Below are 12,359 nucleotides of genomic sequence, written 5' to 3' on the forward strand. Positions count from 1 at the left end.
CTTGCACCGGCAGGGCAGGGGCGCGAAGCGAAAAATCGGAAAACCTTCGCGCACCGGAGAAACGTGACCTAGGCTTCAAGCAGAAGCGAGGTCTATGCCCGGCTCTCAGCCGAGGCGGCGATCTTTCGCCAGTTTCTTCTCTCTCGTCGGACCGGTTTTTCCGGGTCGACCCATGGCCGTTCGCCGCCTGTTTCGGATTCGTCGCCGCGGAACGACGACCGTCGAAGCCGCCTTCGTGCTGCCGATCTTCTTCACGTTCCTGTTGGGACTGTTCGAGATCTGCTACGCACAAATGGCGAGCAACATGCTCCGCTCCGCCTGCTCGAAGGGCGCCCGCTACGCCTCCGTCGACGGCGTCTCCAACGAGGAGACCGTCGCCTTCATGAAGGCCTACCTCGCCTCGGCGATGGACTCGAGCAAAGTCACGATCTCGATCAAGGACGTCTCGTCGCTCGACGACGACGGCTCGGTTCCGACGACGAGCGATCAGGTGATCGCGCTGCCTGACGCGAACCTGGAACTGATCGACGACCGCACGCTGTTCCTCGTTCACGCGACGACGAACTACTCCGACGTAGCGGTGATCAAGGTTCCGTTCATCCAGAACATTCCGCTCGCCGGCTTCGCGATCTCCCGGCACGAGTGATCGCGAAGCCCCGCGAGAGTCATCTTCTCTTCCGCCGGCGAACCGAAGTTCCATGAACGCCGAATCCCACTCAGTAACTCGACCTTCGATCCCGGATGCACTGCGCGGCAAGCCCGCGCCGCGTCGCCGTCGCCTCTCCCGCGGCTCTCGCCGGGGAACGGTGACCGTCGAATTCGCGTTCGTCGCGCCGGTCTTCATCGTGACGCTGCTGGGCGTCGCCGAAGCGTCCCGCGCGCTGTCGATGCAGAATCAGCTCGCCTCCGCGGCACGCGAAGGCGCCCGGATCGCGGCGATGGACCGCACGAACTTCCTCGACGAAGGGGAGACCGCGAACGACAAGCTGATCGACGACGTGCGCAATCTGCTTAAGGCGAACGGCATCGATCCGGAAGCAGGACAACTGCAGATCGACATCCTTGATCACGACAACCCCGAGCTCACGTTCGACCTGGACGATACGAACAACGATTACCGGCTGTTCGACGTCCGGATCCGGCTTCCCTACAACGCGATGTCCAAGATCACGTTTCCCGGAGCGGAAGAGTACCGCTTCGAGGCGAGCGTCACGTTCCGCAACGCGCGCTCCACGTTGATTAACTGACGAGCGTCTCCTGTTCGTCGCCGCTTCTCCGTACGCAACCGTACCGTCTCATCTCGCTGGCTGTGCAATCGAGGATCCGCATCATGACTACGCCGCAGTCTGAGGATTCGCGTCCTGAACCGACGCCCGGGTGGAAAAGAGGAGGTCGCCCCGCCCTCGTGACGAGGAAGAACAAGGCCGCTTCCACTTCTCTCAGGCGGAAGGGCATCATCACCGTGCTCGCCGCATTCACGCTGACCGCGATGTTCGCCTTCGTGGCGTTCGCGGTCGACACGGCCAAGCTCTCGCTCACGCAGACGAACATTCAGACCGCCGCAGACGCCGCGTCGCTTGCCGCCGCGCAGGAGATCACGCGAGCCATCCACGACGCGGGCCGTAACGGCGGCTCGTTCGACGTCGGTATCGACTCGCCTTCGGTGGCGGTCGCGCGCCAGATGGCGGTCGACGTCGCCGAAGCGAACGGCGCGTGGATCGATCCGAACCGCGACGTGAAGTTCGGCAACCGCAAGTACAACCCCGCGACGGGCGGCTGGGTCACCAGTTGGAACGCGGGCCCGATCAACACGGTCCAGGTCGACGTCCGTCGCGACAATCTCGATCTGACCGCGCAGGATTCGGAAGTGCCGCTCTCCTTCGGCTGGGCCGTCGGACGCCAGAGCGCTCCGCTGCTGGCAAGTTCGGCCGCCTTCGTCGAGTCGCGGGACCTGGTGCTGGTGCTCGACTTCTCCGGCTCGATGAACGACGACTCGACGCTCGCCAGCGTCGGAAACCTCGGCCAGTCGACCGTCGAAGGGAGCCTGGACGCGATGTGGGATTCCCTGCGTGCGGCCGATCCGAAGTTCTCGGGCACGAGCAAGTCGAAGTTCCCTTCGACCGGGTTCGGGCAGATCAGCTCGAAGTACGGCACGTACAAGTCGAGCACGGACACCAACACGATCTTCGCTTCCCTCGATCTCGACGAGAAGAACTCCAACGGCACGCCGAAGTATCCCTTCCCGCAGGTCGGACGCTATTCCAGCGGCGTCGAGAAGGGTTCGCCCGACTACAACGCCAGCACGACGCAGTGGAAGAATTACATCAGCTACGTCAAGAACCTCAGCGGCACCTACAAGCGTCGCTACGGGTACCGGACGCTGATGGACTACCTGCAGACGAATCGAGAGGCCTACAACGAGGGCGAGGACCTCTGGCGCACGCCCCACTACCCGTTCCACGCGGTGAAGGAAGGCGCCACGATGCTTTGCGACTTCCTGGAAGATCTCTCGTACGGAGACCAGCTCGGCGTCGTCAGCTATGCCGACTACGCCGTCCGCGAAGACTATCTCTCCGACGGCGACACCGTGATCGACCTTCAATCGGATCCGATCACCGACGATTACGCCAAGATCGACGCCATCCAGCGCCATAAGCAGGCAGGGCACTACGCCAGCTACACGGGCACCGGATACGGCATCCTGGAAGGCCGCAAAATGCTGCTCGGAACGGGCGGAACCGACACGGGGCACCTGCGATACGGCGCTCGTCCGACGATGATCGTCATGACGGACGGTCTGGCGAATCGCTCGCCTTCTGGATTCACCCTGCCGTCGAACTGGAACTGGGCCGAGTGGACGGACTACGACGGAAACGGCGTGGCCGACTACTCCACGACAGACGTCCACAAGCGGTACGCCTTCTACGAGGCGACGGAGTGCGTGAAGCGAGGCATCACCGTCCATTCCATGAGCGTCGGCGCCGGAGCCGATCGCAACCTGATGCGGGCGATCGCCTTCGCCGGCAAGGGCATCTGGATCGACGTCCCTGGCGGATCGTCCCCCACGCAAATGGAAGAGCAGATGGAGCAGTCGTTCCAGCAGATCGGATCGATGGTTCCGTCGACGAAACTCGTGGAAATTAACGACTGAACGAGAGCGAACATCGTATCTCCTTCGCGGGACCCGCTTTCGGAGCCATCCGGAGGCGGGTCCTTTTCGTATTCCCGACCCGATTTCGCGCTTTCGAATCCCCGATCGACCGGACGTGTCAGGCGACGACCGTATTAGTAGGTAGCCGCTCTCTCGTGAGCGCCTCGAACGAATCGAAACCGTCATCCACGAAGGAACCTGACCATGCTCGTCCTCACCCGCAGACAGAACGAAGAGATCGTCATCGGCGACGACGTCGTCATCCGCGTCCTTCGCACCGGATCTGGGTCGGTGAAGATCGGCGTCGTAGCGCCGGAGGGCGTCGGCATCCGTCGCGGCGAACTGAAGCCGCGAGAGGAACGCGTTCGCGACGAGCGGCCTGCGAATCTGCTGTCGGTAGTCGCCGGTCTACGGCTTGTCGCCGAATCGGGCGACGAGTCGATCGGCGACAGCGGGAAGCAGGCGATCTAGCCAGACCAGCGCTTTCCCGCCTGGCGAAAGAATCGACTCGTGTCGGCGCCGTCGGAGCGCCGACAGCGTCGCCCGGGCGACGACTTCCGCCGACATGGCTTTCGCCGTTCGGCGCGCGTCTCCCTCGCCTGCGACCAGGCTCTCCCAGAATTCGCTGTTCGTCGTGCTGGGGCTGATCAGCAGCACGTCGATCCCTTCGTCCGCCAGTTCGGCACGGACCGCGTCGGACCAGCCGTGCATCGCGAACTTCGTCGCGCAGTACTCGCTCTTGCCGGGCACGGCGCGATGACCGAGGACGCTGGAGACGTTGACGATCCCGGGGTCGGTTCCGCGTCGCAGGAAGGGGAGCGCCGAGCGCGTCAGTTCGACCGGCGCGAAGAAGTTGATCTCCATCAGCGCGCGGAGCGTCGCTTCGTTCGACTGGTCGAAGCGTTCGACGGCGCCGACGCCCGCGCCGTTGATCAGGCAATCGAGCGCGCCCCAACGGCGCTCGATTGCCTGCGGAATCGTTTCGCCGCGGAAGATCGGGTCCGTCAGATCGCCCGGCAGCGGATGAATCAGCCCAAGCGCCGAATTGGCCAGGTCTACGAGTCGGTCCTCCCGCCGCGCGACGGCGATCGTTTCCGCGCCGGCGCGTGCCAGCGCGAGCGTCAGCTCGCGTCCGATTCCGCTCGAAGCGCCCGTCAGCACGACGCGCATGCCGCGAAGCTTCCTCAGCCGGGGACGTCGACGCGGTTCCGTTCTGCCGGACTCCCCCCGCTGGTTCATCATCGACCGTCGCCCGGAGCGGAGCGACCATCGTCATGTGCAGAGCGACCGTCCTCATGTGCCGGCGTGCGACTCTGCATCCGGTCGAGCCTCCACGCGCCCTCGCGACTCGCATCGTCGGCTGACTGATCGCCGGCTTCCGTAACGCCGTCCGCATGCGGCTTGCCGTTCGACGCGTCGTCGACAACGTGACCGTTCATGACGCTGTCGTCAGCCGAGATCGACTCTTCCTCGTCTTCGATGACGCCTTCGGCATTCGCCCGACGCAGACGACGCTGCAAGTCGCGGAGGCTGCGGCGTTCCTCCACCGCGCTGAAATCGGGAAGCGATCCCGACTTGCAGGCCACTTTCACGTCTTCGGCATCTCGCAGGGGCCCGAAGTACCGTGCTGACAACTTGCAATGCACCAGCGCGCGATCGTCGACGATTCGCGTCGACAGCACCTCGCCCCGGTCAGCCAGGTACGCCTGCAACTTTCCGTTGCCGGCGAACATGTCGACTTCCAGGTCCAGAAAGTGTCGGCTCAGGTGATCGCTGACCGCGTGCGTCAGCCGCGCGAAGCCCTCGCCCGTCGCCGCGCTGATCGAGATCGCGGAGGGATAGCGCTCGAGGATCGCGTTCAGCGTCTCGCGCGACTCCATCCGGTCGACCTTGTTCAGCACGAGCAAGGCGTCCTTCTCCGAGATCTCCAGTTCGCCGAGGACCTCGTAAACGGCGGTGATTTGGTTGAACACGTTCGGATTGCTGGCGTCGGCGACGTGCAGGAGTAGATCCGCCTGCCGGGCCTCTTCCAGCGTCGCCTTGAACGACGCGATCAACTGGTGAGGAAGATCGCGAATGAAGCCGACGGTATCCGACAGCAGCACCGGTCCCCAGTTCGGAAGCTTCCAGCGACGCGTCCGCGTACCGATCGTGGCGAACAGCTTGTCCGCCGCGTAGACGTTCGCGTCCGTGAGCGCGTTCATCAGCGTGCTCTTGCCGGCGTTGGTATAGCCGACGAGCGACACCGTCGGCGTGCCCGAGCGCCCCTCGACCATACGTTCGCGGCGACGCTCGACCGACTGCAGGTCGCGTTTCAGATCCGCGATCCGCCTCTCGACCAGTCGCCGGTCTTCTTCAAGCTGCTTTTCGCCAGGACCGCGCGTGCCTACGCCCGCCTTCATGCGCGAAAGGTGGGTCCACATCCGCTTCAGTCGCGGAAGGGAATATTCGAGCTGAGCCAGTTCGACCGCGAGCCGGGCTTCGTATGTCTGCGCGTGGGTGGCGAAGATATCGAGGATGAGTTCGGTCCGGTCGATGACCTTGACCTTCAATTCCTGCTCGAGATTGCGGGTCTGCGCCGGACCGAGGTTGTTGTCGAACAACACCACGTCGGCGTCGTGATCGCTCACGATCCGCTTCAGTTCGGCCAGCTTCCCCTTGCCCACGAACGTAGAGACGTCCGGTTTTTCGCGTCGCTGGGTGACGCCCGCGCCGGCGACGACGGTCCCGGCGGTTTCGGCGAGGCCGCGAACTTCTTCCAGAGGATCGTCTTCGACGAAGTCCTCCGGAAAGATGACGCGGGCGAGAACGGCGGTTTCCTGGGCGACGCTCTGCTTCCGATCGTCTCTGAATGTCACGCTCTGGGGATGCTCCGAAGGATTACGGCCTGATCGGCCGGGGGAACGGATCTTCCAAGATCCGTTCGCGGCAGTCGCCCTCGACCCGCGGTCGTCAGGGGTCGCTCGCTGTGGGCGAGCGGACTGTCTTCGCCCATTTTGATGTCGCGGAAGCTCGGGGGCAGCGCCGATCGGCGAAAATTTACGTCCCGACCGGGATTCGCCGGGGCGCTGGCGCCGTTTCGTTGCCGCCCATTTTTCCCGTACCTATACTGACCGTTCTTCGACCGGCGGGTTCGCCCCGCGATTCAGCCTTTCCTGCCGCCCGCATTTCGGACCGCTGCGACATAAGCTTGCTAACGCGAACCGCTTTCGCGGCGTTTTCTCTCCTGGAGTCGACTTCATGCAGTTTTCGCTTCACCGTCGCGACGTTCTGAAGACCCTGGCCGCCGCCGGCGCCGCCAGCCTCCTCCCCGGTTCCCGACTGTTCGCGGCTGACGAGTCGGCTGCCAAGGAACCTCTCTATAAACTCTCCGTCGCGGAGTGGTCGTTCCATAAGGCGATCTTCGCGAAAGAACTGGATCACCTCGACTTCGCGAAAACCGTCAAGAAAAAGTTCGACATCGACGCGGTCGAGTACGTCAACCAATTCTTCAAGGACAAGGCGAAGGACGAGGCCTACCTCGGCGAAATGAAAAAGCGCGCCGCCGACCTCGGCGTTAAGAGCCTGCTGATCATGTGCGACGGGGAAGGGAACCTGGGCGATCCGAAGGACGAGGCGCGGACCAAGGCCGTCGATAACCATCGCAAGTGGCTCGACGCCGCGAAGTTCCTGGGCTGCCACTCGATCCGGGTGAACGCGGCCTCGAGCGGCTCGTACGAAGAGCAACTCAAGCTGGCGGCCGACGGGCTCGCCCGGCTGAGCGATTTCGCCGCTCCGCTCGGTCTGAACGTGATCGTGGAAAACCACGGCGGCCTGTCGTCGAACGGAGAATGGCTCGCTTCGGTGATGGAGACGGTCGGCAAGGAGAACTGCGGGACGCTGCCCGACTTCGGCAACTTCCACGAATACGACCGCTACAAAGGCGTCCGCGAAACGATGCCCTTCGCGAAGGCGGTCAGCGCCAAGAGCCATGACTTCGACGAGAACGGCAACGAGACGAAGACCGATTACCTGAAGATGATGAAGCTCGTCCTCGAGTTCGATTACCACGGCTACGTCGGGATCGAATACGAAGGCTCGAAGCTCGATGAGTTCGCCGGCGTGAAGGCGACGCGCGACCTCCTCCTGAAGGTGCGTGACGAAATCGCGGCCGCGTAGCTCGCCCGCCGATCGCGGCTGCGTTCGCGTACGCAGGCAGCGACCGATTCATCCACGAGGCCTGCTGCGCCCCCTAGGGGCGCAGCAGGCCTTTTATTTGCGCAATCCAAAAGACCCGAACTGACTGGACACGTGGTCTTTGAGAATCCTGCCACTGCTCAATAACTAGGCGCCGCACCCGCCGCTCGATTCCATGCAACGCTGCCTGATTTTGTCGCACCACGGTCCGTTCGTCGTAAGTGTAGCAGTTGTAGCGGTTTGCTAGCGCCGCTTGCCTTCACCGGAATGATGCAGACGTCACGCAGTCATGGCGGACGTCCATTCACCCGCAGAAGAAGGAAATCGCGGCATGAACGAAGGCAAACTCACGGAAGACAAGACGACCACCTCGCACCGTCGCTTCGACCTTCCCGCCGGCGGCAATCAGTCCTCGCCCGCCGACGCTCAATCGACGGCCGGCGCCGCGACGCATTTATTCGATCTGACCCGTCAGGAACTGGAGGCACTGCCGCCGGCGTGGCGGAATCTTTACGAGTCGGCCCGGGATCTCTATGTCCAGAAGCTGGAATGGATCCGTTTCTTCAGCGCCGTGCTCGGGCCGGAGGGAATGGTCCGGCAGGCCCTGAAGACCGACGAAGAAGTCGCCGCCTTCCGGGAGTCGACCGCCTACGCGGCGATCCAGCAGATGGTCGGCGTCCTGCGTTCGCACGAGGGGGAGATCAACAGCAAGGAGCCGCTGAAGGTCATCACCGTCCGGGTTCCGAAGAGCCTGCACGAGTCGCTGCGGCACGAAGCCCATCGCCGCCGCACGAGCATGAACCAGCTCTGCATTCTGAAGCTGCTGCAGGACGTGGAATCGACAGAGTTCGATCGGCTCGCGCAGTCGGACCTGACGGAAGAGTAAGTCGAAGACTCGGAGAACTGACGGCGAAAGGCGGCGGGGCGAGAGCGGGACTGTAAGCCGGGTTCTGTTCTCGCCTAAGCGAGCGACGACCATTTCTCTAGGACGACGATTTCTCGCCGCCTCCAGCGATCTACCCGAGGATCGAACGGCCCGGACCAGACCGTGGCCTTCGCACGTGGCGAAGGCCGTCTCCTCTGCTCGATCTCGCGCCGGGCGGGGCTTGCCTAGCCGATCGGGTCTCCCCGACCGCTGGTGCGCTCTTACCGCACCGTTTCACCCTTACCGGGAGACGAATCTCCAGGCGGTTTGCTTTCTGTTGCGCTTTCCCTGGCCTCACGACCGGTCGGAGTTACCGACCGCCTGTCCTATGGCGCCCGGACTTTCCTCCCGCGAACGATTCCTCGTCCGCCGGCGGCCGTCCGTCCCGCTCTCGCCTCGTCGCCTTTCGGTCAGATTACTTCGATCACCGATCTTCAAGAGAAGTTCACGCGAGAAGCCGAAATCGAAACCGTCGCTTCTAAACTTCGAGCCGACCGGACTTTGACGCTGCTCCGAAACGCATCGGAATGCCCCTCGGAAGGCGGACTTCGGATTCTCGCATTCCCGAGACGATTCTATACTTTACGGCGATCGGCGGCGGTAACGAGCTTACGCAGCGCTTCACGGCGTCAGGAAAGCTGAACTCCGAACTCGACCTGCCGATCAACTTTTAGCGAGACTCATGCGTTTCGGCGACCGAGCGTTCAGCGACGAAGGATCCGACTCCGTCGCGGCTCCTGACGAGGAGCGTCAGCGTCGCCGCCATGAATCTCCGTACGCTCTGAGCAGCAGCCCGACCCTTCGAGAAGTTTCCTGGTGGCCAGTCATCCCAGCGTGACCAAGCCGAGCACGCTTTACCGCCGGTATCGATACCAGTGGCGGCGCGTGCGCCGGTTCGTCATTCATAGCGTGCTGCACGCCGACGATCCGCCGCACAAGCTGGCGCTCGGCGCGGCGATCGGCATGTTCGTGTCGCTGACGCCGACGGGGGGCTTTCAGATGGCCCTCGTCCTGTTCTTCTCGTGGCTGTTTCGCGCGAACAAGGTGATCGGCATCCCGCTGGTCTGGATCTCGAATCCGGTCACGGCGATTCCGATCCTGTGGGCGTCGTACGAGGTCGGACGCATCTGCCTGCTGCAGAATTCGATCGGAACCAGGTGGTGGGGCGAACTGCTTCATCCGCCTGAGGGCTGGCAGGAGAGCACGATGTTCTACCTGACCCGCTTCAGCGAGATCTGCTGGCCGCTGGTTCTGGGAAGCGTGATCCTGGGCGGCGTGCTGGGCGTGCTGACGTATTACCTCACCTTCTACTCGATCCGGGCGTATCGCATCCGTCGCTGGGGCAACCCGAACGGACCGAAGTACATCGAGAAACTTCCGCCCTTCACCGCCTGAGAGCCGATCGCGCGGACGCGTGCCGCGGTTTCGGAAGACGACGACAGACAATGAAAGAAGGGCGCCGTCGAACCCGACGGCGCCCTTCTTTCATATTCCGGATCGTCCGTTCGGGACTAACCCAGGATCGACGCGAGCATGTAGTGCTCGCCGAACGTGAGATAGAAGCCGAGCAGAATCTGCACGATCGCCACGGCGATCGCGCTGGTCAGGCCGATGCGACGGTGGCCGCGAAAGATTCCCTGCAGGGCGCAGATGACGATCACCGTTCCGGCGAACTTCAGGCCCAGGAAGGTCGCCAGCGCCGTGGCGGACGCTCCGCCGTCCCGGTCCAGTTGCAGGATCGACCGCCCCAGGGGATTGATCTCCATCTGAGCGAGCGACTCGTGATAGCGGATCGTCAGGTAACCGTCGTAGGACGACACCAGACCGATCACTACGCAGCAGGCGAGTACGACGATTTCTTGCGTCGCGGGCCGCTGGAAAAAGGCGGCCAGTTCGGCCATCCGTCGCTCCCCCAGGGGAGCGAACGAATCGCGGGAGGGAGAGGCGAGGGTTCCGATCAGCGCATTGAGCGGAAGCATGTCGTTCCTTCTTCGATCCGAGGGCGGGGAGCTCCGAGCTTCAGTTCGCGACGCAGGCGGGTGGTGGAGCGTCGCAAGGGAGGGAGAGGACGAAACCGCGCGGTTCGCAGGGAGCGAGAACCGCACTAACTTCAATCGCCCAATCTACACCATTGTTGCCATGAAACCGACAACTAGAAGCAATAATTTTCCGTAAAGGACCCCGTCCGCGGAGAGACTCCAGCATCTCGCTCCGGGGCACACACACCTCGCAAGGCGGTCATGTACGCCCTTGTCATCGCCACGCGGCGCTGCTCGCGCCGTAATAGCCTCGACGCCCCGCAACGGGGGCGAAGGGCGGAACCTGGTCGTCCATGCGGCTATTGACGATTCAGCGGAGAGGAAACTGCCCGGAACCGGAAGGCGCCCGGGTTCCGGCCCAAGGCGGGAGAGCGAGCGGGCCGATACCTAACAGGGCGACGGACTGCGATATTGCGCGGTCGCGGCGCCCGCGGAGGAGCCGCTGTGCCTCCGTCGCTTCGATTCGGACTCAGGGAAGAGACCGCACCATGGCTGCCTTCTCCGATGATGCCGTACGAGCCCTGGCGCTCGAAGGCTTCGCCCGCGTCGGCGTCGCTCCTGGCGACATCGACTGTTACGAGGAGGAGATCCTCATCCGGGACGGCCGGCAGATGGCCCGAACCTATCGGGCCGGCGAGTGCGCCGCGATGTGGTTGATCCCGGTCAACCTGCTGCAGTTCTACCACCGCGACGGCGAGATGCTCCTCACCGTCGACCTGTGGGAACGACTGGCCCCGCCGGTAGCGCCGACGCGCCGCATGGCTGCGTGATCGACCCGGCATAGATCAGACGCGCGGCGATCCGTCACAGGAAAGCCGGTCGATCTTCGCCGCCAGGATAAAATCGTTCTCCGACAGTCCGTCGATGGCGTGCGTCGAGATCTCGATCGCGGCCTCGCGATAACCGGTCAGATGCAGGTCGGGGTGGTGCTGCTCCGCCTCGGCCAGATCGCCGACGCTCCGGAAGAATTCCAGCGCCGCGACGAAGTTCCGCATCTTCCAGCGCTTCCCAATCGCCTTTCCGTTCTCGGCGACGGACCAGCCTTCGAGCTTCGCGGCCTGCTCGCGCGCATCGTCCGGCGAGATCGGCTCGACGCCTCCTTCGCAAGGCTTGCATCGCTTCGAGAGCAGATCCTGAGCGGATTCGACGGCCATTGCAGCCTCCTGTAGCGCCTCGGCGACGCGATCTTCCCCTGCCGGGCTCGACGTCCCGGCATCCGATCGCATTCTAGTGCGCTCCGCTAAATCGCGAAGGCGCGCGGAGTTCGTCGCGTCGATGCCCTCTATCGCCGAACGTTCATCGCCTTGACGATCGGGCGGACGACGCTGCGAGGGGCGATGCGGGGCAGATTGGCGAAGATCCAGTTGCCCCAGCCATGCACCGCGACGACCTGCTTGCGTTTCAGCGCTGCATAGCCGAACTCTGCCACTTCGCGCGAGGTGGGAAGCTTCTTCCCCTTTACGAGCCCCGAATCGAGCATCTTCGCGCGATAGATGAAGTCCGACATCGTCGGCCCCGGGCAGAGCGTCGTCACCGCGAGGCCGTACGGCCGGGTCTCTTCGGCGATCGCCTCCGTGAAGGAGAGGACGAAGGCCTTGCTGGCGAAGTAGACCGCCATCAGCGGGCCAGGTTGAAACGCCGCGGTCGAAGCGACGTTAAGCAGCGCTCCCTGCCGGCGTTCGATCATGCCGGGCAGGTACGCGTGCGTCAGTTCGGCCAGGGACATGACGTTCACCTGGATCATGGAGCGAAACGACTCCCAGGGGAACGAAGCGTACGGCCCCAGTTCGCCGAAGCCGGCATTGTTGACCAGGGTGTCCACGGTCAGCCCGAACTCCGCGATCTGTCGCACCAACTCGCCGGCTCCGTCGGTCTTCGACAGGTCGACGGGAATAACGTAGGTGCGGACGCCGCTCTCCTTCTCGATCAGCGCGGCGAGCTCGCGGAGCTTCTCCTCCGACCTCGCGGCGAGAATGACGTCCTGTCCGTCGGCCGCGATCACGCGAGCCAGTTCGTATCCGATGCCGGCCGAAGCGCCGGTCACGAGCGCCGCTGTAGGCATAGCGTC

13 protein-coding genes and 1 other RNA gene are annotated in these 12,359 nt (G+C 63.6%); 8 read left to right on the forward strand and 6 right to left on the reverse strand.

Features of this window, described 5'->3' with window-relative positions; all coding sequences use genetic code 11:
- The first annotated feature begins 172 nt into the window (after positions 1-172).
- The 4 genes from SH602x_RS19615 to SH602x_RS19630 all read left to right on the forward strand — a co-directional run bounded on the left by SH602x_RS19615 (position 173) and on the right by SH602x_RS19630 (position 3,622).
- The gene (locus tag SH602x_RS19615) at positions 173-646 is read left to right on the forward strand and encodes a TadE family protein (protein WP_479473919.1); all 474 of its coding nucleotides are present in this window, start codon (positions 173-175) and stop codon (positions 644-646) included.
- A 52-nt stretch (positions 647-698) separates the two neighbouring features.
- On the forward strand, positions 699-1,247 hold the full coding sequence (locus tag SH602x_RS19620) for a TadE/TadG family type IV pilus assembly protein (RefSeq protein ID WP_479473920.1): 549 nt from the start codon (positions 699-701) through the stop codon (positions 1,245-1,247).
- Between the two features lie 158 nt (positions 1,248-1,405).
- Entirely contained in the window at positions 1,406-3,151 is a 1,746-nt protein-coding gene (locus tag SH602x_RS19625; RefSeq protein WP_479473921.1) for a vWA domain-containing protein, read from the forward strand.
- A gap of 204 nt (positions 3,152-3,355) precedes the next feature.
- Entirely contained in the window at positions 3,356-3,622 is a 267-nt protein-coding gene (locus tag SH602x_RS19630) for a carbon storage regulator (RefSeq protein WP_479473922.1), read from the forward strand.
- Here SH602x_RS19630 and SH602x_RS19635 read toward each other — a convergent pair.
- Together SH602x_RS19635 and hflX are read right to left on the reverse strand one after the other, a co-directional pair.
- A complete protein-coding gene (locus tag SH602x_RS19635; protein WP_479473923.1) occupies positions 3,560-4,321 on the reverse strand; it encodes an SDR family NAD(P)-dependent oxidoreductase in 762 nt (253 codons plus the stop codon). The genes SH602x_RS19630 and SH602x_RS19635 overlap by 63 nt on opposite strands.
- Positions 4,322-4,389: 68 nt before the next feature.
- Positions 4,390-6,009 (reverse strand): GTPase HflX, encoded by a 1,620-nt coding sequence (gene hflX / locus SH602x_RS19640; protein WP_479473924.1) that lies wholly within the window; start codon positions 6,007-6,009, stop codon positions 4,390-4,392.
- 382 nt (positions 6,010-6,391) lie between these two features.
- Between hflX and SH602x_RS19645 the strand changes: the two genes are divergently transcribed.
- Positions 6,392-7,309, forward strand: a complete 918-nt coding sequence (locus tag SH602x_RS19645) for a sugar phosphate isomerase/epimerase family protein (protein WP_479473925.1) — start codon at positions 6,392-6,394, stop codon at positions 7,307-7,309.
- 349 nt (positions 7,310-7,658) lie between these two features.
- Entirely contained in the window at positions 7,659-8,213 is a 555-nt protein-coding gene (locus SH602x_RS19650) for a toxin-antitoxin system HicB family antitoxin (RefSeq protein ID WP_479473926.1), read from the forward strand.
- Positions 8,214-8,250: 37 nt separating this feature from the next.
- Here SH602x_RS19650 and rnpB read toward each other — a convergent pair.
- An RNA gene (rnpB, locus tag SH602x_RS19655) (RNase P RNA component class A) lies at positions 8,251-8,644 on the reverse strand.
- A gap of 424 nt (positions 8,645-9,068) precedes the next feature.
- Between rnpB and SH602x_RS19660 the strand changes: the two genes are divergently transcribed.
- Entirely contained in the window at positions 9,069-9,647 is a 579-nt protein-coding gene (locus SH602x_RS19660) for a DUF2062 domain-containing protein (RefSeq protein ID WP_479473927.1), read from the forward strand.
- A 116-nt stretch (positions 9,648-9,763) separates the two neighbouring features.
- Here SH602x_RS19660 and SH602x_RS19665 read toward each other — a convergent pair whose 3' ends face one another.
- Entirely contained in the window at positions 9,764-10,231 is a 468-nt protein-coding gene (locus tag SH602x_RS19665; RefSeq protein ID WP_479473928.1) for a hypothetical protein, read from the reverse strand.
- Positions 10,232-10,779: 548 nt separating this feature from the next.
- Here SH602x_RS19665 and SH602x_RS19670 point away from each other — a divergent pair.
- A complete protein-coding gene (locus tag SH602x_RS19670) occupies positions 10,780-11,061 on the forward strand; it encodes a hypothetical protein (RefSeq protein WP_479471366.1) in 282 nt (93 codons plus the stop codon).
- Between the two features lie 15 nt (positions 11,062-11,076).
- Here the strand turns inward: SH602x_RS19670 and SH602x_RS19675 are convergent, their stop codons facing one another.
- Both SH602x_RS19675 and SH602x_RS19680 read right to left on the reverse strand, forming a co-directional pair.
- A complete protein-coding gene (locus tag SH602x_RS19675; RefSeq protein WP_479473929.1) occupies positions 11,077-11,445 on the reverse strand; it encodes a 4a-hydroxytetrahydrobiopterin dehydratase in 369 nt (122 codons plus the stop codon).
- Between the two features lie 128 nt (positions 11,446-11,573).
- Complete coding sequence (locus tag SH602x_RS19680; RefSeq protein ID WP_479473930.1) at positions 11,574-12,353, reverse strand: SDR family NAD(P)-dependent oxidoreductase; 780 nt, start codon at positions 12,351-12,353, stop codon at positions 11,574-11,576.
- Positions 12,354-12,359 lie beyond the last annotated feature (6 nt).

The organism is Lignipirellula cremea (assembly GCF_056501455.1).

What these genes read in the sequence shown, in the direction of transcription:
- SH602x_RS19615 (WP_479473919.1), top strand. Translation starts at nt 173, where the DNA reads ATGGCCGTTCGCCGCCTGTTTCGGATTCGTCGCCGCGGAACGACGACC.
- SH602x_RS19620 (WP_479473920.1), top strand. Translation starts at nt 699, where the DNA reads ATGAACGCCGAATCCCACTCAGTAACTCGACCTTCGATCCCGGATGCA.
- SH602x_RS19630 (WP_479473922.1), top strand. Translation starts at nt 3,356, where the DNA reads ATGCTCGTCCTCACCCGCAGACAGAACGAAGAGATCGTCATCGGCGAC.
- SH602x_RS19635 (WP_479473923.1), bottom strand. Translation starts at nt 4,321, where the DNA reads ATGCGCGTCGTGCTGACGGGCGCTTCGAGCGGAATCGGACGCGAGCTG.
- SH602x_RS19645 (WP_479473925.1), top strand. Translation starts at nt 6,392, where the DNA reads ATGCAGTTTTCGCTTCACCGTCGCGACGTTCTGAAGACCCTGGCCGCC.
- SH602x_RS19650 (WP_479473926.1), top strand. Translation starts at nt 7,659, where the DNA reads ATGAACGAAGGCAAACTCACGGAAGACAAGACGACCACCTCGCACCGT.
- SH602x_RS19665 (WP_479473928.1), bottom strand. Translation starts at nt 10,231, where the DNA reads ATGCTTCCGCTCAATGCGCTGATCGGAACCCTCGCCTCTCCCTCCCGC.
- SH602x_RS19670 (WP_479471366.1), top strand. Translation starts at nt 10,780, where the DNA reads ATGGCTGCCTTCTCCGATGATGCCGTACGAGCCCTGGCGCTCGAAGGC.
- SH602x_RS19675 (WP_479473929.1), bottom strand. Translation starts at nt 11,445, where the DNA reads ATGGCCGTCGAATCCGCTCAGGATCTGCTCTCGAAGCGATGCAAGCCT.
- SH602x_RS19680 (WP_479473930.1), bottom strand. Translation starts at nt 12,353, where the DNA reads ATGCCTACAGCGGCGCTCGTGACCGGCGCTTCGGCCGGCATCGGATAC.